Origin of the sequence: Arthrobacter sp. 2MCAF14, assembly GCF_052115645.1 — a bacterium.
In the GTDB taxonomy this organism is placed as follows: Bacteria; Actinomycetota; Actinomycetes; order Actinomycetales; family Micrococcaceae; genus Arthrobacter.
This window is the reverse complement of record NZ_JBFRHB010000047.1, coordinates 1-25,564: the sequence shown is the minus strand read 5'-3', so window position 1 is coordinate 25,564 and position 25,564 is coordinate 1. Positions and strand designations below refer to the sequence as shown.

The following is a 25,564-nucleotide window of genomic DNA, read 5'->3' as shown; positions in this document are numbered from 1 at the left end:
CGGTGCCGGTGCCGGTGCGGGAGCCGGCGGCGTCGTGCTGGAGGCGCGGGTTGGTGGCGGTGTTCATGACGGTGGCGAGGGTTTCGAATTGTTCGGCGGTGGCGTAAATCTCCACGTGGTGCAGTCCGCGGCGGGGTTTGCGGATGAACGCTCCTTGGCGGTGGCGCAGTTCTTCYTCGCCGGGTTCGGTTCCGTCCTGGTCGATGGCATCGACCCAGCGYTTGGCCATCCGGGAGACGAAATCCGGATCGCTCTCAATGGCGGTGTSGGTCAGGGAGWGTTCCATCCGGTGGGTGGTGTCCGTGTCGGCGAGGTGGCGTACCTGGTCCAGGGCCGTGCTGATCACGGTGGCCGAGCGGGAGGGCAGGGCTGCCGAGGACAGGGCCGCGGCGAGGACCCCGTGCCGTGCGGGTAGGTCCTGCCCGGCGATCCCGGTCTGCGGGAGCACCCCGGCGGCCAGTGTCAGCCGGCGCCTGGCTTCGCTGATGCCGATCCGCAGCCTCGCGCGCAGGAATTCGGCGGCGTTCCGGTACCCGTCGTCGGCCGGGCCGGCCGCGGCTGCCGTGAGGCCGGCGGCAGAGCCTTCCGGGCTGGCCGCGGCTGCCGTATCGGCTTCAGTTCCCGCGACCGGTGCGGCTGCGGTATCGGCTGCGGCGGGTTCGGTCCAGCCGGTCCGCCACCCCGGCGCCGGGGATGCCTGCCGTGCYGCCTGGGCTTCGCGCCGGGTCCGTTCCACGGCCTGGGCTGCGACGAGCTGCAGAAAYTCGACCGTCCGGGAGATCTCCTCGACCGTGCCGGCGAAATCMGCGGCTTCGGGGAAAGCGAACTGGCGGGCGTCGGCGAGRGCGGTTGARCGCAGCGCATCCATCGCCGCCACCGCCTGATCAAGGTCAGGTGCGGGCGACAGCGCGGCCCGCGACGGCACGGTGGCCCGCGACGGCACGGTGGCCGGGTTTTGCTGCCCGGCATGCCAGGCAGGGACGGGCTTCAGGCGGCGGGACAGCCGTCCCAACGCCGCGATCCCGACCTCGGGCGGGGCTGCCCGACGTGCCACCAGTTGACCGATGCCTTCCATGAATAAACCCTGTCACGGGGGTCTGACATTAAAGGCCCCCGCGGTGCCAATCGACGTCGCGAAAAGCGAAACAAGGAAAACAGGTCTCAAAAATCAGGTGTTGAGGTCCCAATGAACCCGGATCGCCTCAGCGACCGGGCCGGTGCTGCACTCACAATTGCCGAAGACAGATTCCAGCGCCTTCGCCCCGGCGACGAATCTGATGCCGTAAATGGGTACCTGAAGTATCGCGACGCGCGGAACTCATGACAGCGGGTGAGCGACGCCCGCCGGTGCCGGCAGGACCGGGTGGCCGAGGCTGGTAATCAAGTACGACGGGCACAGCGCAGGGGACTAGTATTGAAGTTACTTGGTCAATGTGACCTGGAAATCCGGTGCGCGCTGTGTGTGGCCCCTGTCCGCCTGCGCCCCGGCCAAGGTCTTCTATCTACCCATAGGGGTTTTTGTGTCTACACCTGATGTAAGCAACGAAGCCGGTTCGTCCGCAGCCAGCGTTACGGGCAGCAACCGCGTCAAGCGCGGCATGGCCGAGATGCTCAAGGGCGGCGTCATCATGGACGTCGTCAACGTCGAGCAGGCCCGCATCGCCGAAGATGCCGGTGCAGTGGCCGTGATGGCGCTCGAGCGTGTTCCCGCCGACATCCGCGCCCAGGGCGGCGTGTCCCGCATGTCGGATCCGGACATGATCGATGCGATCATCGCCGCCGTCTCCATCCCGGTCATGGCCAAGGCCCGCATCGGCCACTTCGTCGAGGCACAGGTCCTCCAGTCCCTGGGCGTCGACTACATCGACGAGTCCGAGGTCCTGACCCCGGCCGACTACACCCACCACATCGACAAGTGGAACTTCACGGTTCCCTTCGTCTGCGGTGCCACCAACCTCGGCGAGGCTCTGCGCCGCATCAATGAGGGCGCGGCCATGATCCGCTCCAAGGGCGAGGCCGGCACCGGCGACGTCTCCAACGCCACCACCCACATGCGCCAGATCCGCGCCGAGATCCTCCGCCTCTCCACCCTGCCCGAGGACGAGCTCTACGTCGCCGCCAAAGAACTGCAGGCACCGTACGAACTCGTCAAGGAAGTCGCCGCGACCGGCAAGCTCCCCGTCGTCCTCTTCACCGCCGGCGGTATCGCCACCCCGGCCGACGCTGCCATGATGATGCAGCTCGGCGCGGACGGCGTGTTCGTCGGTTCGGGCATCTTCAAGTCCGGCAACCCGGCCCAGCGTGCCGCCGCCGTCGTAAAGGCCACCACCTTCTTCGACGACCCCGACGTCATCGCCAAGGTCTCCCGCGGCCTGGGCGAAGCCATGGTCGGCATCAACGTCGAGGAAATCCCCGAGCCGCACCGCCTCGCCGAGCGCGGCTGGTAGGTCTTAGTTAAGCCGGCGCGCTCTGTTGGCGCGCCGGACGGCGCTGATCCTCTGCGTGCTATTCCCCGCGTGACGCTGCCGCGGCTTAGCGGCGGCGAGGGGCGGGGGCCCTTTTACGCACGCTACCGGATCACACCGTCCGGCTCCTTGCGCTCCGGTTAAGTACGACGCCGGTCGGTCACCTTTCGTGGTGACCGGCCGGCGTCGTGCGTTAACCCAACTGACTCGCAGTTGTTGTCGTTTTGAGGCTCCAGAACGACAACAACTGCGAGCTAGTTGGGCCAGCCCCGCTATTCCAGCCCGCGGCGCTTCAGGAGGGGCTCGAGGGAGGCTTCGCGGCCCCGGAGCGTGCGGAAGGATTCCAGTGGATCCCGGCTGTTTCCGCGGGAGAGCAGTTCCGAGCGGAACCGTTCGCCGTTCCGGCGCAGCAAGCCGCCGTTTTCCGTGAACCAGACCACCGTTTCCGCGTCTAGCACTTCACTCCAGATGTAGGAGTAGTACCCCGCTGCGTAGAAATCCCCGGCGAAGATGTGCTGGAAGTATCCCGTGCGGTAGCGGGGCGGTATGAGGGAGTGCGCCACGCCGGCCGCAGCCAATGCCTTGGCTTCGAAGTCCTGGGCATCCTGAGGAACGCCGTCGACGTCCAGCACGTGCCAGGCCAGGTCCAACAGGGCGGCTCCGAGGTATTCGGTGGTGGCGAAACCTTCGCCCCAGAGCTTGGACTCGCTGAGGCGGTCAATGATGCCTTGGGGGAGCGGTTCGCCAGTGGCGTGATGCCGTGCATAGTTGCCGATGATCTCGGGCCACATGATCCACATCTCGTTGACCTGTGACGGATACTCAACGAAGTCCCGGGGGACCGAGGTTCCGGAGAATCGTGGATACGTGACGTTGGAGAAGAGTCCGTGCAAGGCATGGCCGAACTCGTGGAAAGTGGTCCTCACTTCGTCCAGGGTGAGCGAGGTCGGTTCTCCGGCCGGAGGTTTGGAGATGTTCAGGTTGTTGATCACCACCGCCTTGGTACCCAGGAGCGCTGATTGTTCGACGAGCGAGTTCATCCACGCGCCGCCGCGCTTCGAGTCCCGCGCGTAGTAGTCGCCCAGGAAAAGGCCAAGCTCGGAGCCGTCCTCGTTCCGCACCTCCCAGACGCGGACGTCGGGGTGGTATCCCTCAAGGTCCTTCCGCTCGTGGAAAGTAATACCGAAGAGGCTCTTGGCTGCGAAGAACACGCCGTCCACCAGTACCCGGTCCAATTCGAAATAGGGCCGTAGCAGCTGTTCGTCCACCTCGTACCGCTCCCGGCGGACCTTCGAGGAGTAGTACGCCCAGTCCCAGGCTTCCAGCGGGTGCCCCGCGCTCTCCGCCAAGGCGCCCGCTTCGGCGTCGGCGTTGCGGATGGCGGCAGGAGCAAGCCGGTTCAGCATCGCCTGAACGGACACGAAATCGGGGGCGGTCTGGCGGTCCATGACCAGTTCGGCGTAGTTGCCGAACCCGAGAAGTGTCGCCTTCTCGGCCCTCAAACGCACCATCGCCTTCGCCAGCTCCATGACGTCCAGGCTGCCGCCGTCGCTGCCCCGCGCGATGGACGCCTCATGGAGGCGGCGCCGGAGCTCACGATTTTGCAAAGAAGCCAAAGCAGGTTGGTTGCTCGGTTGAATGAGGGTCAGGAGGTATTTCCCCTCGTGGCCGGCAGAGCGCGCTGCCTCGGCGGCGCTGGCGATGTCGTCCGCCGGCAGCCCGGCAAGTTCGGTGGCGTCATCCACCACAATCGCGGCGGCCTTCATGGCTTCCTTGACGCGTTGCCCGTACTCCGTTCCCAAACGGGAGAGCTCCGCATTGAGGCTCTTGAGCTTTTCCTGGTCAGCTGGATCAAGCTGGATCCCCGACTGGCGGAATTCCCGGAGGTATTCCTGCACCAGCCGGATGGATTCATCGTCAAGTCCTGAGGTGTCTATGGCTGCGAAACGCTCGTACAGTCCGCGGTTGAGGTAGACCGCATCCTGATGGCTCGCGAAACGGGGAGACAGCTCGGTTTCGAGTTCGCGGATGGCCTCAGAGGCATCGGCAGAAACCAGTGTGAAGAAGGAGGCCGCTGCCCGCTCCAACAGGCGGCCGGAGCGTTCCATCGCAACCGCCGTGTTTTCGAAGGACGCGGGCTCCGGATTGTCCACGATGGACTGGATCTCGGCCAGGTGCTGAGCGAGGCCAGCATCTACTGCTTCGGCGTAGTGGCTGTCCTGGATCGTCGCAAAGGGCGGCAATCCGAAGGGAAGGGGACTCGGCTCCAAGAGAGGGTTCGTCATGAAGCAACCCTTTCATGCAGGGCCTCCGCCCACAACGCTTTTCCCCGGGTTAGCGCGGCCGCCGCGCCGCATTCTCGCGCGCGAGGCGCGCATAGCCGTCGTCGGGCGTTCCGGGGACGAAAGTGCCGTACTTGCGCTCGACGGCGGTCCGGATCAGGAAGTCGGCGATGGCCGGATTCTTGGGCAACAAGGAACCGTGCAGATAGCTGGCAACCACATTCCGGTGCCTGGCGCCTTCATGGTTGTCTTTGCTGTTGTTGCCGGCACCTTTGGACACGGTGCCGAGGGGCTCGACGCCGGGGCCCAGGGCAGTCTGTCCGCTGTGGTTTTCGTAGCCCATGATTTCGCCGAACTCGGGCGAGGTGAGGGTGACGTTTCCGATGAGTCGTTCGTCGGTGCCGACGGTCTCGACGTCAAGGATGCCGATACCGGGGATAACAGGGCCGCTCTTCGTCTTGAAGAACTTGCCGAAGAGCTGGTAGAGCCCGCAAATAACCAGCATCGGCGTTCCGTCCTCGGCCATCTCGCGGAGTTGTTCGCCGCGCGACTGGAGATCGTCCTGGATGACTACCTGGCCGCTGTCCTGGCCACCGCCGCCCACAATGAGATCGACATCTTCGGGGAAGTCGTCGCCCACGTTGTATTCAAGGAGCTCAGGTGTGTATCCATGCCAGAGCAAGCGCTGCCGCAGGACGAGGGCATTGCCCCAGTCGCCGTAGATGTTCATGTCACGGGGATACAACTGGAGGACCCGGATGGTTCCCTTGCTGGCGTGTGCGGTGCCTTCGGCCGGAGTCATGAGACCACCTCTACTGTGGTGATTTTGGAGAGTTCGCGCCTGATGGCCAACATCGCGGTGTACGTGCAGAACACGCGTTTGGGCTTGCCCGCCGACCCCCGGATGAATTCAGCCAGGGCCGCGGGGATGTCTGTGTCCACTGAACCGAAGCGGACCTCGTCGTACTGGAGGCGCAGGGCCATGTCGTAGGCACGGACGCCGGTGAGGACCTCGACACCGTCCTCGCGCAGGGAATCGAATTCAACGTCCCAGAGCCACGACATGTCGCGGCCGTCGGCATAGTTGTCGTTGATGGCGATCATGGATGCGTAGCCCTTCGCCGGGAATGACTTCAGGCCCAGGCGGAAACCGCTCGGGTTCTTCACCAGGACCAACTCGAGGGGCTGGCCATCCACCGTCAGGCTCTCCCCGCGGCCAAAGGCCGGAGCCACCTCCGAGAGTGCCTTGACCAGCTTGGCGGCATCGCCAGGCCTTCCGCTTGCTCCGGTGATGCTCCTGGCGAGCACCAATGCGGCAGCGGCATTGAAGATGTTGTAGACGCCGCGGAGTTTCATGTGCGTCGCCACGCGGGTTCCGTCGAACTCAAAGTCGGCGTCGTCGGTACCGACGCGGCGGAGCACGACGTCGGCCGCCGGAGAGTCGGGAACGTCACCGCGGGGGCTGGTTCCCGGAGCGGCGGTCCGCATGTCGTCGTCGTTCGGGAAGGTGCTCCGGAGCGATTCGTCCAATCCGAAGTAGAGCACCTCGGGGCCGCTAAGGGCTCCGGCAATGCGAGCGACCCGGGGGTCCTCGCGGTTCAGGACCACGGTGCCGGTGGTTCGCTCGGCGATGCGCTGGAGAAGCATCGCGGTGGCGTCGATTTCGCCGAAACGGTCCAGTTGGTCGCGCAGGACGTTGAGGAGGAGGCAGTAGCGCGGCGGCACTTTGTTCACGAAGTGCACGGCATGAGCTTCGTCGAGTTCCAAGACCGCGACGTCGGCGTCCAGCCTTCCGCGCCAGTCCACTTCACCGAGGAGTGCAGCTGCGACGCCGCGGGTGAAGTTGCTGCCTGTCCGGTTGGTGAAGACCTTCAGGCCCTGGCTTTCCAAGAGCTCCACCACCATTTTGGTGGTGGTGGTCTTGCCGTTGGTTCCGCTCACCACCGCCACGCCGTGGGGGAGCGAGGACAGCGTCCTTTGCATGAAGCCTGGGTCGATTTTCTCGACCACGAGGCCGGGCAAAGCCGAACCCCCGCCGCGCAGCCGGGACACAGCACGGACCAGCTTGCCGAGTGGAACGGTGAACGAAAACATGCTCTGTAATATATCCCAGTTGGTGCATAAACCACGTGCCGTATGCCTGCCATCGGATTCCCGGGGCGAGCCTGGCAGTGGCAGCGCATTATGATGGTCGAATGACCAATCCCCCTTCCGAGGCGTCATCAAGCGTGGGCTTGGGCCTGCGCATCGGCGTCCTCGCACTACAAGGCGATTTTCGTGAGCACATCCACGCCGTCGAAGCGGCCGGTGCCACCGGCGTCGGCATCCGGCGTCCCGCGGAACTCGATGACATTGACGGCCTCATCATTCCCGGCGGCGAGTCGACCACCATCGACAAGCTGGCGCGCATCTTTGAACTCGCCGATCCCATCCGCAAGCAGATTGCGTCCGGCCTGCCGGTCTATGGATCCTGCGCCGGCATGATCCTGCTGGCGGACGACATCGCCGATCCCGCCACGGACCTCGCCGGGAATCCGCAGCAGACTTTCGGTGGATTGGACATCACGGTCCGTCGCAACGCCTTCGGCCGGCAGCGCGAGTCTTTCGAAACCGACCTTGACTTCAAAGGCCTTGAGTTCAGCGCCGGCGAAGACGGCGTCGACCCCGTCCACGCCGTCTTCATCCGTGGACCGTGGGTAGAACGCGTTGGTCCCGGCGTCGAAATCCTTGCCCAGGTTGAACCGGGAAATGCCACCCACACGGACACTTTGCACGGGTTGGCTAGAATTGTTGCAGTGCGCTCAGGTCGGTTGCTGGCCACCTCCTTCCACCCGGAAGTGACTGGGGAGAAGCGCGTGCATGAATTGTTTATTCGAATGATCAGAGGGGAAGTTTAAAGCATGTCAGGCCACTCCAAATGGGCGACGACCAAGCACAAGAAGGCCATCCTCGATAGCCGCCGGGCCAAGTCGTTCGCCAAACTGATCAAGAACATCGAAGTCGCGGCCCGCATGGGCGGACCGGACCTCGCCGGCAACCCCAGCCTGGAACTGGCTGTCACCAAAGCGAAGAAGACATCGGTCCCCGCCGACAACATCGACCGCGCCATCAAGCGCGGAGCCGGCCTGACCGGCGAAGTGGTCGACTACACGGAGATCATGTACGAAGCCCGGGGCCCGCAGGGTTCTGCTCTTCTGATCGAGTGCCTCACGGACAACAAGAACCGTGCCGCCTCTGAGGTCCGGCTTGCAATCTCGCGCAACGGCGGCACCATTGCCGACCCCGGCTCAGTGAGCTACCTCTTCACCCGCAAGGGCGTCGTCAACCTGCCCAAGAACGGATTCAGCGAAGACGACATCCTGATGGCCGTGCTCGACGCCGGGGCCGAGGAAGTCAAGGACAACGGCGAGAACTGGGAAATCCACTCGGAGCCCACCGATCTCCAGGCCATCCGCGAAGCCCTCAAGGAAGCCGGAATCGAATACGAGACGGACGAAGCTGAGTTCGTCCCGTCCATGCAGGTGCCGCTGGACCTCGACGGTGCCAAGAAGTTCATGAAGCTCGTCGACGCCCTTGAGGATCTCGACGACGTCCAGAACGTGTACACCAACGCGGACATGAGCGAGGAAGTCCAGGCTGCGCTCGAAGCCGAGTAGCGCCCACTTGCAACACAGCTTCATAACAAACAGGGAGGCCCGGACTTGACTCTTCGCGTATTGGGAGTCGATCCGGGCCTCACCCGTTGCGGCATCGGAGTGGTCGACGTCGAACGGAACCGGCGCGCCACCATGGTCGCCGTCTGTGTCGTGGGAACCTCCCCGGAACAATCATTGGACCAGCGATTGCTGGTCATCGCCAAGGCCATCGACGAATGGCTGGACCTGTACAAACCCGACGTTCTCGCGGTCGAACGTGTCTTCTCCCAGTTGAACGTCAGTACCGTCATGGGCGTCGCCCAGGCGTCCGGCGTTGTCATTGCGGCCGCTGCGCGGCGCGGCATCCCGGTGGCGCTCCACACGCCGTCGGAGGTCAAAGCTGCCGTCACGGGTAGCGGCACCTCCAACAAAGAAGCGGTGACAAAACTCATCACTAAGATCCTCCGTCTTGACGCCCCGCCGCGCCCGGCCGACGCCGCGGACGCGTTGGCCCTCGCCGTCACGCACGCGTGGCGGGCCGGCAGCGGTGCCGCGGTTGCCACCACCGGACCGGGGAGCAGTGCATTGACACCCGCCCAGCGGGCCTGGGCCGAAGCCGAAGCGAAAGCGCGCCGCGGCCGGTAAATGTCGGTGGCCCTTGCTAGGGTATTCGTAGATATGTTCGGATAGCCCGCGGCGCAGCATGCACGGGGCAGTACTTCAGGAGCCGGGTCTTGATCAGTTTTCTCCGCGGAACCGTGGCACACGTCAGTCTCTCCACGGCCGTCATCGATCTCAACGGTGCCGGTATGAGCGTCTACGCCACGCCCCAAACCCTCAGCCACCTGCATGTCGGCGAGGAAGCGAAGCTGTTCACCTCGTTGATCGTCAGGGAGGACTCCCTGACGCTCTTTGGTTTCTCGAACGACGACGAACGGGAAGTTTTCGATGTCCTGCTCAGTGTGAGCGGGGTGGGGCCGCGGCTGGCCCTCGCGGTCCTCGCGGTCCATGAGCCCGAAGCGATCCGGGTGGCCGCCCATTCCGGTGACGCCAAGTCATTCACCAAGGTCCCGGGCATCGGGCCGAAGGTCGCCGGCAGGATCGTGCTGGAGCTTGCGGGCAAACTCGTGCCTCACGGCACCGCGCCGGGGGCCGTCCCAGCCGTCGCGGCCGAGTCCGTCTGGAAACCGCAGGTGGTCGCTGCAATGACGAGCCTCGGCTGGTCGGAGAAGGACGCCGCCGGCAGCATCGACAAGGCAATGGCCGATTCCCCGGAACTTGCCGACGCCGGCAACGTCGCCCAGATCCTGCGTGCAACCCTTCGCTGGCTTGGGCAGGACGGCGCCCGCGCTGGAAACCGGGTAGGCAGCCGTGGCTGAGCAGTCCCTCGTGAACGGGGGAGAGGAACCCGAAGAGCGCATCATCGAGGCCGCATTGCGTCCGAAGAACCTCCACGACTTCGTAGGCCAGCACCGCGTCCGCAAGCAACTCTCGCTCGTGCTGGAGGCCTCAAGGATGCGTGGCCGCAGCGCGGACCACGTCCTGCTTTCGGGCCCTCCGGGACTGGGGAAGACCACGCTCTCCATGATCATCGCTGCCGAGATGAACGCTCCGTTGCGTATCAGCAGCGGGCCCGCCATCCAGCACGCCGGAGATCTCGCTGCCATCCTCTCCTCGCTCTCGGAGGGCGAGGTCCTGTTCCTCGACGAAATCCACCGGATGTCCCGGCCTGCAGAGGAAATGCTGTACATGGCCATGGAAGATTTCCGGGTGGACATCGTGGTGGGCAAGGGTGCAGGAGCCACTGCGATTCCGCTTGAGCTGCCGCCGTTCACCCTCGTTGGCGCCACCACGCGGGCCGGCCTGCTGCCTGGTCCGCTGCGTGACCGCTTTGGTTTCACCGGGCACCTGGAGTTCTATTCGGTAGCGGAGCTTGAACTGGTTCTGCGTCGCTCGGCCGGACTGCTTGACCTGAAGGTCAACTCGGCCGGGTTCAGCGAGATCGCGGGCCGTTCCCGTGGAACTCCTCGTATCGCCAACCGGCTGCTGCGCCGTGTCCGGGACTGGGCTTTGGTCCACGGCATCGAGCAGATCGATGCCCGTGCCGCCTCCGCTGCGCTGGACATGTATGAGGTGGATGAGCGTGGCTTGGATCGCCTGGACCGTGCCGTTTTGGAGGCGCTGATCCTCAAGTTCAACGGTGGCCCCGTGGGGCTCTCCACCCTCGCGATCGCCGTCGGGGAGGAACCCGAGACCGTCGAGACTGTCGCTGAGCCGTACCTGGTGCGCGAAGGCCTTTTGGGACGGACGCCGCGCGGCAGGATTGCCATGGCGTCCGCCTGGACCCACCTTGGTTATGCGGTTCCGCCAGGAGTGTTCGGGCAGGACCCGCTGGCGTTGTTCGAAGACAGCGAAAACGGGGCGGAAAGCATCGACACCGGCCGATAGCACGATCCATTCAGCTTAACCCTCTAGACTGGTATGACACTCGGCACGTTCGAGTCCTTGGTTCTGTGCCCGCCCGTCGGAGCATTGTGCGGCCACGTGGGCGAAAGCTCCTCGGCCGCCGGATCCACCGGGCAGACATGGCCGTGAAACCAAAAACGTAAGTAAAGAACGGAACTTCCCTGTGGATCCAATGACAATCCTGCTGTTTGCCATGCTTGGCGTCTTCATCTTCATGATGTTCCGGCGCAACAAAAAGACGCAGCAAACGCAGGCCAAGCTGCAGTCCCAGTTCGCTCCTGGCGTTGATGTCATGACCAGTTTCGGACTGTTCGGCCGAATCGTTTCGATGGACGACGCTGAGAACAAGGTTGTCCTTGAACTGTCTCCGGGCAACCTCGCCACCGTGCACCGCCAGGCCGTTACCAAGATCGTTGAGCCCGTCGAGGAGGCCGCAGTTGACGTTCCGGACGACGCGTCGTCGCTGACGGCCGCGGACGCCGATGCCTCGGCATCCGCGGAGACCCCGGACGAAACCCTCAAGCGCCTCAACGACGAAGGCAAGAAGGACAACTAGCCCGTACCCGCTCTACAAGCGGGAATAGTTCTACGGCAATGAATCGCCGCCGGCCTGCGCTCACAAGTGCACGTCGGCGGCTGTTCCGTCATCAACAGGAAGATCGAACATGGCACGAACCGGCCACAAAAATGCAGCCCGCAGGGTGCTGATCTGGCTTGTCGCAATATTCGCTGTACTGACAGCAGTCCTCGGTGGCGGCGTCATCACAGGTCACGCCAGCTGGGCCCCAAAGCTCGCGCTTGACCTTGAGGGCGGCACACAAATGATTCTCGCGCCCAAGGTCGAAGGATCCACGGGCATCAACGAAGAACAGTTGAACCAGGCCGTCGCGATTATCCGCCAACGCGTTGACAGCTCCGGTGTCGCAGAAGCCGAAATCACCACGCAGTCCGGCCGCAACGTCGTGGTGAGCCTTCCAGGCACGCCAAGTTCGGAAACCCGCGCACTGATCCAGGCATCTGCCGACATGAACTTCCGCCCGGTGATCACCACGGGCGACCCTGCGGCCGTTCCGGTCGCATCGCGGACACCGGACGCAAGCCTGCCCAAGCCCACGGCTGCGCCGGCCAACGCCAGCGACAGCAACTGGGTGACAGCGGATGTCTACAAGGCCTTCGAAGCGCTGGACTGCGTCAACCCGGCCCAGGACAAGCAGCCGCGCTCGGATCCCGCCAAGCCGCTGGTGACCTGCGAGCCTGCAACGGCCAAGACTCCAGCCGTCAAGTACATCCTTGGCCCGGTCGAGGTGAAGGGGCAGGACATCGTTTCGTCCTCCTTCGATCCCGTCCAGGGCGCACAGGGCTCGGTCACCAATGCGTGGGGCGTGACGATCACCTTCGATTCCAACGCCACCAAGACCTTCAAGGACGTTACCCAGAGGCTCAACCAGTTCTACGTGGCATCCCAGGCACAGGGCGGCAACGACCCCAAGGCCCAGTTCGCCATCGTCCTGGATGACCAGGTAATTTCCGCGCCTCGTGCCCTCGCCGTCATCACCGACGGCAAGCCGCAGATCACCGGTAACTTCACGCAAGCTTCCGCGCAGGCCTTGTCGGACCAGCTCCGCTACGGCGCATTGCCCATCAGCTTCGATATCCAGTCCGAGGAACAGATTTCCGCCACCCTCGGTGGCGAGCAGCTGCGTCTTGGCCTGATGGCCGGTGTGATCGGCCTCCTGCTCGTGGTGGTCTATTCGCTCTTCCAGTACCGGGCCCTGGGCTTTGTCACCATCCTCTCCCTCGTGGTTGCCGGCGGACTCACTTACCTCGCCATCGCGATCCTTGGGTGGACTGAAAACTACCGGCTGTCCCTCGCCGGTGTGGCAGGTCTCATCGTGGCCATTGGCCAAACCGCCGACTCCTTCATCGTGTACTTCGAACGCATCCGCGACGAACTTCGTGAGGGCAAGGGCCTCGTGTCCGCCGTCGCGAATGGTTGGAAGCGAGCCAAGCGCACGGTGCTCGCGTCCAAGGCCGTCAACCTGCTTGCTGCTTTGGTGCTGTACTTCGTCGCTGTTGGAAACGTCCGCGGCTTCGCCTTCACCCTTGGCCTCACCGCGTTGGCCGACCTCCTGGTCGTGTTCATGTTCACGCACCCGACACTCCAGGTGCTGTCCCGGACCAAGTTCTTCGGGGAAGGTCACCGCTTCTCCGGCCTCGACCCTGAGCGCCTGGGCGCTGTGCCGCTGTACCGCGGTGCCGGTAGGCTCCGCACGCCGACGGAGAAGCCCGCCGTCGTTCGCGCCCGCAACACCGGTGCTGCTGCGGAGGCCGAGCGCCGTATGACCATCGCCGAGCGCCGCCTTGCCGAGAAGCAAGCTCAGCTGGCTGGTTCTTCCAATGGCACCAAGGAGGAGAAGTAATGACCACGAGCTTCGCAAAGTTCGGCAACGAGCTCTACACGGGCAAGCGCTCTTACAACTTCGTATCCAGCAAGAAGATCTGGTTCATCATCGCCGCAGTGGCGGTGGCGATCTCCATCCTCCTGCCGGTGGTCAAGGGCGGCTACAACCTCGGAATCGACTTCAGGGGCGGTTCCGAGTTCACGGTATCCAACGTGAAGACCACCGATTCCGCGCCGGGCGAAAAGGCAGTCCACGACGTCGTTTCCGGTGCCGTTCCGCGCGTCGCCAACGTTGCCGGCAGCACCATGCGTATCCAGACCGACAAACTCAGCGATGACCAGACCATCAAGATCAAAACGGATCTCGCAAAGGCCTACGGAGTCACCGAAAACCAGGTCACCTCGACGTTCATCGGCCCCACCTGGGGGCAGGATGTCACCAAGCAGGCGCTGATCGGCCTCGCGGTGTTCGTAGGCCTGGCCGCTCTTTTGATGGCTTTGTACTTCCGTACCTGGAAGATGTCGGTTTCTGCCCTTGCGGGCATGCTGGTCACGATGTTCTGCACGGCCGGTGTCTACTCCTTGAGCGACTTCGAGGTGACCCCGTCGGCCATCATCGGCTTCCTGACGGTTCTCAGCTACTCGCTTTACGACACCGTGGTGGTTTTCGACAAGATCCGTGAAAACACCTCGGACATCACCACCTCCAGCCGGCGCACTTTCGCCGAAGAGGTCAACCTTGCCGTCAACCAGACCCTGGTGCGCTCCATCAACACCATGATGGTGGCAGTCTTGCCGGTCGCCGCAATTCTGTTCATCGGTGCCGGACTGTTGGGCGCCGGCACGCTGCGCGACCTGTCCCTCGCGCTGTTCGTCGGTATCCTGATCGGTACCGCGGCCACGATCTTCATCGCGGCTCCGCTCTACGCCTGGCTGCGCCAGAGCGAACCCGAGTTGCAGAAGCAGGCCAAGAAGGTGGCAACCCGACGCGCGGCAGCCGCCAGCGCGAATTCGGAAGCCGCTGCCGTTTAGCCTGGTTTCCCGTTGGAGGGCCGGCCACCGCTGAAAGGCGGTGGCCGGCCCTTTCCGTTCCAGGCTCCGTCATCTGGGTATCGGTTCTTGGACAGGTCACCGGCGGGAATAGACTGGGAGAATTAAGTCAGTCGGGAGAGGTGCTTTTGTGGAGGAACGTACGACGTCGGCGCTGCCGGCGGGCGGAGAGGACGGCCTGAGCCGCGTGCCCGGCACCGCAACTGCAGCTACGGGAAGCACAGTGGATGGTGTGCCCGTGGACAGCCCGGGCGTGCGCCCGACGTTCCCCGGACGGCGCGAGCGGACGCGCTCCAGGCTGGCGAAACTGACTGGACGCGGCACGAGCACCTATTCGCCCATCCTCGAGCCGCTCCTTCGGACCGTTAGGGCAAACAACCCAAAGGAAGACCTCGATCTCATCCAGCGGGCCTTCACCGTAGCCGAGCGAAGCCATCAGGGGCAGAAGCGGAAGAGTGGAGATCCGTACATCACCCACCCCGTGGCAGTGGCCACGATCCTGGCTGAATTGGGGCTCACCGGCACAACCCTGGCCGCTGCGCTCTTGCACGACACCGTGGAGGACACTCCCTACACGCTCGCTGACCTGACGCGCGATTTCGGCCCGGAGGTCGCGATGCTCGTGGATGGCGTCACCAAGCTGGACAAGGTCCAATTCGGTGAGGCCGCACAGTCCGAGACCGTCCGCAAGATGGTTGTGGCCATGGCCAAGGACATCCGGGTGCTGATGATCAAGCTCGCGGACCGGCTGCACAATGCCCGCACGTGGCGCTTCGTTTCCGCCGAATCATCCGCACGCAAAGCCCGCGAAACGCTTGAGATCTTTGCGCCGCTGGCCCACCGCCTCGGCATGAACACCATCAAGTGGGAACTCGAGGATCTCTCCTTCGCCGCCTTGTACCCGAAGGTGTATGAAGAGATCGTCCGGATGGTGGGGGACCGCACTCCGGAGCGCGAGAAGAGCCTGAGCGTCATCCGCAACCAGATTGCCGAAGACCTGCGCGTCGCCCGCATCAAGGCCACCATCACGGGACGCCCCAAGCATTACTACTCGATCTACCAGAAGATGATCGTCCGGGACAAGGACTTCGACGACATCAACGACCTCATGGGCGTGCGCGTCCTCGTGGACTCTGTCCGTGACTGTTACGCGGCCCTTGGCACCTTGCATTCGCGCTGGAACCCCCTGCCGGGGCGGTTCAAGGACTACATCGCCATGCCGAAGTTCAACATGTACCAGTCCTTGCACACCACCGTCATCGGGCCCGGTGGCAAGCCGGTCGAGATCCAGATCCGTACCCACGAAATGCACCGCAGGGCTGAGTATGGTGTGGCGGCGCACTGGAAGTACAAGGACCAGCCCAACCGGACCGCCGTAGGCCCGGGGAGTCCCAAGGACGGCGACATGGGATGGTTGCGTTCCTTGGTCGACTGGCAGCAGGAAACGTCGGATCCGGGCGAATTCCTGGACTCGCTGCGTTTTGAGATCAATGCCCGGGAAGTGTTCGTCTTCACCCCCAAGGGCGAGGTCATGGCCCTTCCCGCAGGATCGACGCCGGTGGACTTCGCTTACGCGGTGCACACCGAAGTGGGTCACCGGACCATCGGTGCGCGCGTCAACGGCAAGCTGGTTCCGCTCAACAGCGAGCTCAACCACGGCGACTGGGTGGAGATCTTCACCTCCAAGGCCGAGGGCGCTGGACCGAGCCAGGACTGGCAGCACTTCGTCAAGAGCGCCCGGGCACGCAACAAGATCCGGCAATGGTTCAGCAAGGAACGCCGCGAAGAGGCCATCGAGCGCGGCAAGGATCAGCTGACACGGGCCATGCGTAAGCAGAACCTGCCCCTGCAACGGCTCATGACGCATGACGCCCTGTCCACGGTGGCGGAGGAATTCCACTACGTCGACATTTCCGGCCTGTATGCCGGTGTGGGCGATGGTCATACTTCGGCTCAGTCCGTCATGGAAAAACTCATGGAGCACCTTGGCGGCCATGAGACGCCCGATGAGGACCTGGACGAAGTCAGTATTCCCTCGCAACTCCAGAAGACCCGCTACTCGGACTCCGGCGTCATAGTGCGCGGCGTAGGCGACGTCTGGGTGAAGCTGGCCCGTTGCTGCACTCCCGTACCGCCCGATCCGATCCTCGGCTTCGTGACGCGGGGCTCGGGCGTGTCGGTACACCGCACGGACTGTACGAATGTCTCGGATCTCCGTGACCAGCCCGATCGCATCGTCGAGGTTGAATGGGCTCCGACCCAGTCCAGCGTCTTCCTGGTTGAGATCCAGGTGGAAGCACTGGACCGGAAGTCGTTGCTCTCAGACGTCACCCGCGTGCTTTCGGAAAACCACGTCAACATCCTGGCTGCTTCCGTGCACACTTCCAGCGACCGGGTAGCCATCTCCCGCTTCGCTTTCGAAATGGGCGATCCGAAGTACCTACACCACGTGCTCAGTGCCGTGCGCAGGATCGACGGCGTCTTCGATGTCTACAGGACCACGGGCAACCGCAGGAGGAGCTGAGCCGAAGCAATTCAGGCGGCCGCCTCCGGTGGGAATACACCGGTCGGCCGCGCGTCGGCGGTCGGAGCCAGGGCGGCGAGCTTGCGCAAAGCGGCCTTCTTATGGGGCACCCTCGCGGACGCCTCCACCGCGAGGGTCAAGAGCCGCAACCGAACGCCCAACTCGTCCTGGGAGAGCATCGTTCGCAGCGCTGGCACGGCCCTGCTGGCTTCGACGTGTAGGGCCACATCCACCGCCGTCCGCAGGGGACTCGTCACGAGCAGCCCGCCGATGCTGACCACGTCCAGTTGGCCCAGACGGACTTCATGCAGAATGCAGCCGCGGGCCGAGCGCAGGCTCGATATGCGGTGTTTGGCGTCCACCAGGAGCGAAAGCCTCTCGGGGGCATCCGCGCAACCGTAGATCCATGCCGCCGTCATGCGGCCCGCAATGACCTTCCTGCGAACACGATCCGGAACAACCAGGGCAGCCGCGCGGGCGCGGAGTCGCGGCGTGACATCCAGCCCGGGAGGAGTGAAGCTCTTCTCGTACAGCGGGGTGAGCACCCCGTCCGCGGCCATCGATTGAAGCTCGGCCCACGTGAACATCGGGCTAGGCGCGTACAGCTCCTTGGAAAGGAAGTCCTGTTGTTGCGGAGGCGGGAGTCCTGGGGCCATTCAGCAATCATCGCGTGGGCGCCGCAACGGGAACAGGCCCCGGCCTGGTTATGTGGATAACCGGGACGGGGCCTGTCAGCTCCGTTAGGACTGTCAGCCCTTACTGCTAGGCGAGATCGCTGGCCGAGCGCTGGATCTGGTCAAGCCAAGCCTCGCGGGCCTCGAGGGCCTCACGTGCATTCTTGATGCGGCGCTGGTCTCCGGCCTTTTCTGCCTTTTCCAGGTCTTCCCTCAGGCCGGCGATGGCCGCCTCCAGCTGCGACAGGGCGCTGTTGGTACGGGCCTTGGTCTCCGGATTGCTCCGGCGCCACTTATCCTCTTCGGCTTCGCGGACGGCATCCTCAACCTTGCGCAGGCCGGCTTCGATCCTGCCCATGTCGGCGCGGGGGACCTTTCCGGCTTCTTCCCAGCGGTCGCGGATGGACTGCAGAGCCTTCTTGGCAGCATTGAGGTCCGTGATCGGCAGGAGGGCCTGGGCCTCGACAACGAGTTCTTCCTTGACGGAAAGGTTCGCTGTGTACTGCTGGTCGATCTCGTCGTTGGCAGCCTGGCGGTTGCTGAAGAAGACATCCTGTGCGGCACGGAACCGGAGCCAGAGGGCGTCGTCGTCCTTGCGGCTGGCGCGGGGCGTAGCCTTCCACTGGTCCATGAGCCGGCGGTATTCGCCCGCCGCGAAACCCCAGTCCGTGGAACTGGAGAGTGCTTCGGCCTCGACGATCAGCTGTTCCTTGGCGACCTTGGCGGCCGAGTTGGTGCTGTCCAATTGGGAGAAGTAGGCGCGGCGGTGGCGGTCAAAAACGGTACGAGCCGAGCGGAACCGCTTCCACAATGCGTCCTCGTTGCTTCGTCCAAGTCGGATGCCGTTCTTCTGGGCTGTTTTCCAGCTCTCGAAGAGTTCGTTCATGCGGGCGCTGGACGTCTTCCACTGGACCTGGGACGGATCCTGGGACGCGATGGATTCTGCTTCGGCAACGATCGCCTCGCGTGCCGCGAGTTCCGCGGAGCGTGCGGCGTCATGCGCTGCCTTCTCGGACTTTTCCAGTTCGGAAATCTGTCCGGCCAGGGCATCCAGACGGGCTTCCGCAGTGCGGATGTCTCCCACCATGTTGCGCTCGGCCAGCTGCTCGCGCAGGTGCTCGACCGTCTTCTGCATGTCCGTGGCCGGGGCCTTGGACTCGACGCGGTGTTCCATCAAAACGATCTGCGCAACCACGTCGTCGTACTTCCGGGCGAAGTACGCCAGCGCCTCGTCGGTGCTCACTCCCGGGTACTGTCCCACCGGCTGCTCTTCGCCGTCGATGGTCAGGAAGACGTGGCCGTCACCCTCGGCGCGCCCCCACTTGGCGGCTTCCGCCAGGGACACCGCCGTAGGCTGGGCTGCCGGCGCCGCCGGAATCACGCTGGTTGAAGCTTTCGGGCGGGCAGCAAATGCCGCGGGAGAAGGCGCATGCGAGGGGGCCGGTCGTGGCGCCGGAGAAGCAGGCTTGGCAGCTGGCTCAGCCGGGGCGGCGGGCTCTGCCGCGTCGGCTACCGGGGCGGCGGGCTCTGCCGCGTCGGCTACCGGGGCGGCGGGCTCTGCCGCGTCGGCTACCGGGGCGGCGGGCTCTTCCTGGGCAGCTACGGACTCGGCAGCGTCAGCTACCGGAGCGGCGGGCTCTTCCTGGGCAGCAGGCTCGCCGCCGGTTTGCTCAGCTACCGGAGCCTGGGTTTCTTCGTCGTTGGCCACTACTGCAGTTTCGTCGGATTTCTGACTGTCTGTCACCGCTAAAAGTCTTTCGCTTGGAGGGATTACTAAGGTAATGCGCCGTGGACCGTGGCCCGGGCTGGTTACTTCAGAGAAAACGAGTCTATCGTGACAGGTGCCACAGGGGCGCCGTCGGTGGCGCTGCTACCCGGATTAATACCTGCCTGGGCGATCTTCGTCACGATATCCATGCCGCTCGTCACCTTACCGACGATCGTGTACCCGCCGGCGGAATCCGGGGGAATGACCGTGTCCTTATACACGATGAAGAATTGGTGCCCGTTGCCGTAGGCGTTGTTGCCGGTCCGGGCGACCGCGATGGTTCCGGCCGGGTAGGTGTTGTTGGCGGGGGTGTTCTCCAGCGGTCCCCAGTGGAAGTTGGGGTCGTCGGTGGTGTCCGTTCCCTTGGCGCCGCACTGCAGCACCGAGAAGTTGTCCGCGGTGGTCAGTCGAGGGCACTTGAGCCCGCTGTAGTAACTCGCGTCAGTGAGGGATTTGAACACGGCTGCGGCCTGCGGAGCCGTTGTGCCGTTCAGTTCGACGCCGACGGCCCCTCCATTGAGGCTGAGCTGGCCAGTGAACGTCTTACCCGCGGCTGTGTCGGCTCTGGGAATGCCGGCACTATTCGAGCCTGTTGCTGCGGCGGAAGCGGATGGGTTCGCAGAGGCGGACGGCGAACTCAGCCCGGCCTGCGCCGCTGCGAACTCCGATTCGCTCGGGTTCGAGTTGAACACCGTGAGTTGGAGCACGACGGCGGTAATCAGAGCGGCGGCGCCCACGCCGACGGCGATCACATTGTCCCGGCGCCGGCGCTTGCCCTGTGCACGCCGAAGCTCGCGCTTGGCCTCCATCTGCCTGATGCGCCGTTTGGCTTCACGGTTGTCCCGCGGCCTTGTAGACAAGGGTCCTCCTGGTTGTCTGGACGAGCTTCCATCGCAGGCAGGCCGAACCCGGGTGCCCGCATTAGATGTGCAGGCGCCGAAAGCATAAACTGGCTGCCGCACATAGTTTATGCATGACTGGCTGGACGCCCGCCTAACCTGAGCCGAATCGGCCCGTGGTTCGTGGCGCCAGGTCCGGCCCGCGCAATCATTGAGGAGAAATTTCCACCATGGCCCGTACCGCCTCCCTGTCCGGATTCCCCGAGTGGCTTCCCCAGGAGCGGTTGGTGGAACTGCATGTCCTGGACACGTTGCGCAAGACGTTCGAACTCCATGGCTTCTCTTCGATCGAAACCCGCGCTGTTGAGACAGTCGGCCAGCTCCTGCGCAAGGGCGAGATCGACAAAGAGGTATACGGTCTGAGCCGCCTGCAGGAAGACGAGGACGGCGCCGGCGAGGGCGGAAAGTCGGACAAGGCGGATCCCAACGCACTGGCCCTCCACTTCGACCTCACGGTGCCGTTTGCGCGCTACGTTGTCGAGAACGCCGGTTACCTCGCCTTCCCGTTCCGCCGCTACCAGATCCAGAAAGTGTGGCGGGGGGAGCGTCCGCAGGAAGGACGCGCGCGCGAGTTCACGCAGGCGGACATCGACGTCGTGGGCGACGGCGAGCTGCCTTTCCGCTACGACGTTGAGATTGCCCTCGTCATTGCCGAAGCGCTGAGTGCCCTTCCCATCCCGGATTTCCGCCTGCGGATCAACAACCGCAAGTTGGCCGAGGGCTTCTACCGCGGTATCGGCCTGACGGACACTGCCGGCGTGCTTCGCAGCATCGACAAGCTCGAGAAGATCGGCGAAGCGAAAGTCGCTGAACTGCTTAAGAACGAGCTGAGCGCCACGGACGAGCAGGCGGCACTTGCCTTGAAGCTCGCAAGCATCCGCACGGAGGACACGTCCTTTGTGGCACAGGTCCGCGCCCTCGGTGTCACCGACGAGCTCCTCGAAGAAGGCCTCAGCGAGCTCGAACAAGTCATTGAGGCTGCCGTGCAGCGCGCCCCCGGCAAGGTTGTTGCCGACCTCAGCATCGCCCGGGGCCTGGACTACTACACCGGCACCGTCGTCGAAACCGTCCTGGTGGGGCACGAGCAGCTCGGTTCCATTTGCTCCGGAGGCCGCTACGACGCCCTCGCCAGCAAGGGCAACCGCAAGTTCCCCGGCGTCGGACTGTCGATCGGCGTGACCCGCCTCGTGTCCCGCATCCTGAGCCAGGAATTCGCGACGGCGTCGCGCTCGGTGCCCACGGCAGTGCTTGTCGCCCTCAACAACGACAACAGCTGGTCTGCTGCCCAGGACGTCGCGGCCCAGCTGCGCGGGCGGGGGATCGCAACCGAGGTTGCGGCGAAGGCCGAGAAGTTCGGCAAGCAGATCAAATTCGCCGACCGACGCGGCATTCCTTTCGTCTGGTTCACGGACGACGACGGCAAGCACCAGGTAAAGGACATCCGCACCGGAGAGCAAGTCGACGCGGATCCGGCCAGCTGGGAGCCGTCGCCCGAGGATCTCCACGTCCGCATCACCACGCGCTAGGCACTAACCGGCGCCGCAAAGGCAAAACCCCGCAGGCGTCAGCCGGGGGAGGGAAGCGCTCCGTGGCGGCCACGATTCATTCATACGGGTAAACTCGAACGGGATCGTTTAGCTATGATCCGCTGAAAATCATGTTGAAAGGAATGCTGTGCTGCGCACACATGACCTCGGATCCTTGCGTTCCGAGCACATTGGACAGACCGTCACCCTGGCAGGCTGGGTAGGCCGCCGCCGAGATCACGGTGGCGTGGCCTTCGTCGATCTGCGTGACGCGTCCGGTGTCGCCCAGGTGGTTGTCCGCGAGGAAGAGGTCTTCCACGGCCTGCGCAACGAATACGTGCTGCAGATCGTGGGCACCGTGAGCAAGCGTCCCGAGGGCAACGAGAACCCGCACCTCGCCACGGGCGAGATCGAAGTCATCGCCGAGAAAGTGGTGATCCTCAACACCTCGGACCCGCTGCCGTTCCAGATCGACGAGCACGTCGAGGTCGGTGAGGAAGCACGCCTCAAGCACCGCTACCTTGACCTGCGCCGCCCCGGCCCCGCCCGGAACCTGCGCCTGCGTTCCGAGGCTAACCGCGTGGCCCGCGAGCTGCTTCACCAGCAGGGTTACGTGGAGATCGAAACTCCCACGCTGACGCGCTCGACGCCGGAAGGCGCCCGTGACTTCGTGGTTCCGGCGCGTCTGGCCCCGGGTTCCTGGTACGCGCTTCCGCAGTCGCCGCAGCTTTTCAAGCAGCTGCTCCAGGTCGGTGGTTTCGAAAAGTACTACCAGATCGCCCGTTGCTACCGCGACGAAGACTTCCGTGCGGACCGCCAGCCGGAATTCACCCAGCTCGACATCGAAGCCAGCTTCGTTGACCAGGACGACGTCATTGAGCTCGGCGAAAGCATCGTCAAGGCGCTGTGGCAGCTGATCGACGTCGAAATCCCGACGCCGATCCGCCGCATGACCTACCACGAGGCAATGGCCAAGTACGGCTCCGACAAACCGGACCTGCGCTTCGGCCTGGAGCTCACCGAGTTGACGGAATTCTTCAAGGACACGAACTTCGGCGTCTTCAAGGCGCCCTACGTCGGCGCCGTCGTCATGCCGGGCGGAGCCTCGCAGGCCCGCCGCGCGCTGGATGCCTGGCAGGAGTGGGCCAAGCAGCGTGGCGCCAAGGGTCTTGCGTACGTGCTGTTCAAGGAGGACGGCGAGCTCACGGGCCCCGTTGCCAAGAACCTCACGGACACCGAGCGGGCCGGCCTGGCCGACGCCGTGGGCGCAAAGCCCGGCGACTGCATCTTCTTCGCCGCTGGCGAGAAATCCCCGTCCCGCGCCCTGCTGGGCGCTGCCCGCGTCGAGATCGGCCACCGCACCGGCCTGATCGACCCCAAGGATTGGGCTTTCGTCTGGATCGTCGACGCTCCGATGTTCGAACCCGCAGCCGCCGCCGTCGCCTCGGGTGACGTCGCGGTGGGTGGCGGACAGTGGACGGCCCTGCACCACGCCTTCACCTCTCCGAAGCCCGAGTTCCTTGACTCCTTTGACAAGGACCCGGAAGCGGCCCTGTCTTACGCCTACGACATCGTGTGCAACGGCAACGAAATCGGCGGCGGATCCATCCGTATCCACGAGGCCGATGTCCAGGAGCGTGTTTTCGAGCTCATGGGCCTGGACAAGGAAGACGCGCAGACCAAGTTCGGCTTCCTCCTTGAGGGATTCAAGTACGGCGCACCTCCCCACGGCGGCATGGCCTTCGGTTGGGACCGCGTCGTGGCCCTGCTGGCCGGCGTGGACTCGATCCGCGACGTCATCGCTTTCCCGAAGTCCGGCGGCGGCTACGACCCCCTGACCGCTGCTCCTGCGCCCATCACGGCGCAGCAGCGCAAGGAAGCCGGAGTTGACTTCAAGCCTGAGGCCAAGGCGCAGGCAGCGCCGGCAGCCAAGCCGGAGTAGCTGGAAACCGCAGAAGTAGCCCGAAGGCCCCCGCAATTGCGGGGGCCTTCGGCGTAGCATGACGTCGACTGAATTGAGGAGGACGCGTGGCACAGGAAATGAGCCTTGCATCGATCGGGGAGCTCATGGACCGGGCATGGCCCGCTCCGGACCGTGAGGACGCCGGGGGATGGGTCATGCGGGCCGCCGGAGGTGTCACGCAGCGGGCAAACTCGGTCTGGCCCAGGGAACAAGCCGATGACCACGAGTCGGCAGTGCGCGCCGCCACGCAGTGGTATCGCTCCCGGCGCCTGCCCCTGATCTTCCAGGTTTTCGACGACGAACGGAGCACGGGCCTCAACGCGGTGCTCGATGCGCAGCGATTCACCCGGCAGTCCGAGACCCTCATCATGGTCCGCCCGGGCGGCATCCTTCCAGCTACCCGGCTCGGTGACCTTTCGACCGACGTCGAGCTCTCCGAGGTGCCTTCCGAAGAGTGGCTCCGGCTGTGGTGGTCCGTTGATGGCCGCGGAGGCGACGCCGAGCTGGAGATCGCGCGGAAGATCCTTGTGTCTTGCCCCTCGGTCTACGCCCTCGTGAGGGACGACGACGGCGCCCCAGCCGCCGTCGGGCGCCTCGCCCTGGTGGACGGCAAGGGAGGCATCTACTGCATGGCAACCGAGGCCGGACACCGTCGCCGTGGCTTCGGCCAGCGGGTGCTTGACGCCCTTCTTACGGCTGGCAGACACCGAGCCGTGTCGGAGTTATGGCTACTGGTGATGGCCTCGAATACCGGCGCCCGGGCCCTCTATGAGGGCGCCGGCTTCGCAGAGCACGGCAGGTACCTCTACCGGCAGGCGCGGCCGCAGCGGGCGTTATCTGGCTGCTAGTTCTGGTTGATCAGGTGCCTTCGAATGCGGCGTATTCCGGGAAGGGGTCGTCCAGGAGAGCTGGCTCGCCCGGCTCGTCGGTGTCGTCGGGGTCGGGCCATGGGTGTGCGGCGGTGAAGGCGTGCCAGTCCGGGAAGGGATCCGGGGGCAGTTCCGGTTCCGGATTCCCAGGCACGTCTTGGTCCGGTGGGGTGTCCGTGTCCGTGTCCGTGATCGGAACATGTTCTGGCCAGCGGGGTGGTTCCCAGTCCTGGTGTTCGCTGGGGTAGTGCCGGTGTGAGGGTGAGGTCCACCCGGGCGGGTGGTCTTTGCTGGCCGGGGTGGGGGTCCATGCGGTGCGGTGTTTGAGTCGGTGGTGTTTGGGGCAGGGCTGGGCCAGGTTGGTGATGCCTGTGGTGCCTCCGTGGGCCCAGGCCAGGAGGTGGTCTGCTTCGTTGTCCAGGGAGTGGTTGTTGCAGCCCGGGAAGGGGCACTTGCCGTCGCGGAGCCGCAGCCATTGGCGCTGGGCCTTGGTGAGGCGGTAGCTGGTGCGGCCGATTTCCAGCGGGGCGCCGTCGCGGGGGTCGGTCAGGACGCGGTGGAAGGAATCCGCCCCGTCGGCGAGCAGGGCCCGGGCGGTGGAGGGCGGGATCGGCCCGTACCCGTCGAGCATGGCCGGTTCCTCGGTGGCACCGATCAGGGACAGGACCGGGACGGTGACCAGGACCTGCGCCCTCGGGGACGGAACCCGCCCCGCCGTGCCCGCACTCATGCCCGGTCCCGCACCGCTGGCTCCCACACCGCTGGTTCCCGCACCGCTGGTTCCCGCGCCGCTCAGCCCGGTGCCGCCGTCGGGCATGTCACCGCTGTGGTTGGTGAGGAGCCAGGTGGCGGTGATGTCGGCGCGGAGCTGGGCGAGGGTCCGGGTCTCGTGGGGGCCTTGGAGGGCGCGGGCGGCGGCGGTGGTCCGTTCCCAGATCCCGGCCGCGGTGTCTGCGGGGAGGTGGGCGGAGAGCCAGGCCATGCCGTCGCGGTCCGGGAGGTATTCGACGCGCCGGTCCTGGGCGCTTTGGGTGTGGCGTTC

Annotated in this window: 21 protein-coding genes; 13 read left to right on the top strand and 8 right to left on the bottom strand. The window is 64.8% G+C overall.

Annotated features, from left to right (window positions below; genetic code table 11):
* A partial coding sequence (locus tag AB4074_RS22025) for a DUF222 domain-containing protein (protein ID WP_441415295.1) occupies window positions 1-1,075 on the bottom strand: 1,075 nt, incomplete at its 3' end.
* A gap of 445 nt (window positions 1,076-1,520) precedes the next feature.
* On the opposite strand from AB4074_RS22025, the gene pdxS reads away from it, so the two are divergent.
* Window positions 1,521-2,447 carry a pyridoxal 5'-phosphate synthase lyase subunit PdxS gene (gene pdxS, locus AB4074_RS22020; protein WP_284982234.1) on the top strand — a complete coding sequence of 309 codons (927 nt, stop codon included), beginning with the start codon at window positions 1,521-1,523 and terminating at the stop codon, window positions 2,445-2,447.
* Window positions 2,448-2,737: 290 nt separating this feature from the next.
* On the opposite strand, the gene AB4074_RS22015 is transcribed toward pdxS, so the two are convergent.
* Genes AB4074_RS22015 through AB4074_RS22005 form a run of 3 tightly spaced genes read right to left on the bottom strand, consistent with a single transcriptional unit; the run spans window position 2,738 to window position 6,841 of the window.
* A complete protein-coding gene (locus AB4074_RS22015) occupies window positions 2,738-4,750 on the bottom strand; it encodes a M3 family metallopeptidase (protein WP_441415294.1) in 2,013 nt (670 codons plus the stop codon).
* 49 nt (window positions 4,751-4,799) lie between these two features.
* Entirely contained in the window at window positions 4,800-5,549 is a 750-nt protein-coding gene (locus tag AB4074_RS22010) for a type 1 glutamine amidotransferase (RefSeq protein ID WP_441415293.1), read from the bottom strand.
* Window positions 5,546-6,841: a MurT ligase domain-containing protein gene (locus tag AB4074_RS22005; protein ID WP_441415292.1), complete on the bottom strand. Its 1,296-nt coding sequence runs from the start codon at window positions 6,839-6,841 to the stop codon at window positions 5,546-5,548. Before AB4074_RS22005 ends, AB4074_RS22010 begins: the two co-directional genes overlap by 4 nt.
* Window positions 6,842-6,942: 101 nt before the next feature.
* Here AB4074_RS22005 and pdxT point away from each other — a divergent pair, with 101 nt between their 5' ends.
* The 9 genes from pdxT to AB4074_RS21960 all read left to right on the top strand — a co-directional run bounded on the left by pdxT (window position 6,943) and on the right by AB4074_RS21960 (window position 16,823).
* Window positions 6,943-7,644: a pyridoxal 5'-phosphate synthase glutaminase subunit PdxT gene (gene pdxT, locus AB4074_RS22000; RefSeq protein ID WP_441415291.1), complete on the top strand. Its 702-nt coding sequence runs from the start codon at window positions 6,943-6,945 to the stop codon at window positions 7,642-7,644.
* A 3-nt stretch (window positions 7,645-7,647) separates the two neighbouring features.
* Window positions 7,648-8,403, top strand: a complete 756-nt coding sequence (locus AB4074_RS21995) for a YebC/PmpR family DNA-binding transcriptional regulator (protein ID WP_441415290.1) — start codon at window positions 7,648-7,650, stop codon at window positions 8,401-8,403.
* 45 nt (window positions 8,404-8,448) lie between these two features.
* Window positions 8,449-9,027: a crossover junction endodeoxyribonuclease RuvC gene (gene ruvC / locus AB4074_RS21990; RefSeq protein WP_236810689.1), complete on the top strand. Its 579-nt coding sequence runs from the start codon at window positions 8,449-8,451 to the stop codon at window positions 9,025-9,027.
* A gap of 89 nt (window positions 9,028-9,116) precedes the next feature.
* Window positions 9,117-9,761: a Holliday junction branch migration protein RuvA gene (gene ruvA, locus AB4074_RS21985; protein WP_404502553.1), complete on the top strand. Its 645-nt coding sequence runs from the start codon at window positions 9,117-9,119 to the stop codon at window positions 9,759-9,761.
* Window positions 9,754-10,830: a Holliday junction branch migration DNA helicase RuvB gene (gene ruvB / locus AB4074_RS21980; protein ID WP_441415289.1), complete on the top strand. Its 1,077-nt coding sequence runs from the start codon at window positions 9,754-9,756 to the stop codon at window positions 10,828-10,830. The genes ruvA and ruvB overlap by 8 nt, the downstream gene beginning before the upstream one ends.
* A 190-nt stretch (window positions 10,831-11,020) precedes the next feature.
* Entirely contained in the window at window positions 11,021-11,404 is a 384-nt protein-coding gene (yajC, locus tag AB4074_RS21975) for a preprotein translocase subunit YajC (protein WP_441415298.1), read from the top strand.
* Window positions 11,405-11,513: 109 nt separating this feature from the next.
* Complete coding sequence (secD, locus tag AB4074_RS21970) at window positions 11,514-13,268, top strand: protein translocase subunit SecD (RefSeq protein ID WP_441415288.1); 1,755 nt, start codon at window positions 11,514-11,516, stop codon at window positions 13,266-13,268.
* Window positions 13,268-14,281: a protein translocase subunit SecF gene (gene secF, locus AB4074_RS21965; protein WP_441415287.1), complete on the top strand. Its 1,014-nt coding sequence runs from the start codon at window positions 13,268-13,270 to the stop codon at window positions 14,279-14,281. Before secD ends, secF begins: the two co-directional genes overlap by 1 nt.
* Window positions 14,282-14,429: 148 nt before the next feature.
* Entirely contained in the window at window positions 14,430-16,823 is a 2,394-nt protein-coding gene (locus AB4074_RS21960; RefSeq protein ID WP_308193900.1) for a RelA/SpoT family protein, read from the top strand.
* An 11-nt stretch (window positions 16,824-16,834) separates the two neighbouring features.
* Here AB4074_RS21960 and AB4074_RS21955 read toward each other — a convergent pair whose 3' ends face one another.
* From AB4074_RS21955 to AB4074_RS21945, 3 genes are all read right to left on the bottom strand, one after another.
* Window positions 16,835-17,479 carry a type IV toxin-antitoxin system AbiEi family antitoxin gene (locus AB4074_RS21955; protein ID WP_441415286.1) on the bottom strand — a complete coding sequence of 215 codons (645 nt, stop codon included), beginning with the start codon at window positions 17,477-17,479 and terminating at the stop codon, window positions 16,835-16,837.
* 106 nt (window positions 17,480-17,585) lie between these two features.
* Complete coding sequence (locus AB4074_RS21950; protein ID WP_441415285.1) at window positions 17,586-19,241, bottom strand: DUF349 domain-containing protein; 1,656 nt, start codon at window positions 19,239-19,241, stop codon at window positions 17,586-17,588.
* Between the two features lie 65 nt (window positions 19,242-19,306).
* Window positions 19,307-20,074 carry a peptidylprolyl isomerase gene (locus tag AB4074_RS21945; RefSeq protein WP_441415297.1) on the bottom strand — a complete coding sequence of 256 codons (768 nt, stop codon included), beginning with the start codon at window positions 20,072-20,074 and terminating at the stop codon, window positions 19,307-19,309.
* Window positions 20,075-20,334: 260 nt separating this feature from the next.
* Here AB4074_RS21945 and hisS point away from each other — a divergent pair, with 260 nt between their 5' ends.
* The 3 genes from hisS (at window position 20,335) to AB4074_RS21930 (ending at window position 24,501) form a co-directional block, all read left to right on the top strand.
* Window positions 20,335-21,690: a histidine--tRNA ligase gene (hisS, locus tag AB4074_RS21940; RefSeq protein ID WP_441415284.1), complete on the top strand. Its 1,356-nt coding sequence runs from the start codon at window positions 20,335-20,337 to the stop codon at window positions 21,688-21,690.
* A 148-nt stretch (window positions 21,691-21,838) separates the two neighbouring features.
* Window positions 21,839-23,632: an aspartate--tRNA ligase gene (gene aspS, locus AB4074_RS21935; protein WP_345450643.1), complete on the top strand. Its 1,794-nt coding sequence runs from the start codon at window positions 21,839-21,841 to the stop codon at window positions 23,630-23,632.
* A 98-nt stretch (window positions 23,633-23,730) separates the two neighbouring features.
* Window positions 23,731-24,501 carry a GNAT family N-acetyltransferase gene (locus AB4074_RS21930; protein ID WP_441415296.1) on the top strand — a complete coding sequence of 257 codons (771 nt, stop codon included), beginning with the start codon at window positions 23,731-23,733 and terminating at the stop codon, window positions 24,499-24,501.
* 10 nt (window positions 24,502-24,511) lie between these two features.
* On the opposite strand, the gene AB4074_RS21925 is transcribed toward AB4074_RS21930, so the two are convergent.
* Window positions 24,512-25,564, bottom strand: a 1,053-nt coding sequence (locus tag AB4074_RS21925; RefSeq protein WP_441415283.1) for a DUF222 domain-containing protein, incomplete at its 5' end; no start/stop codon positions are given.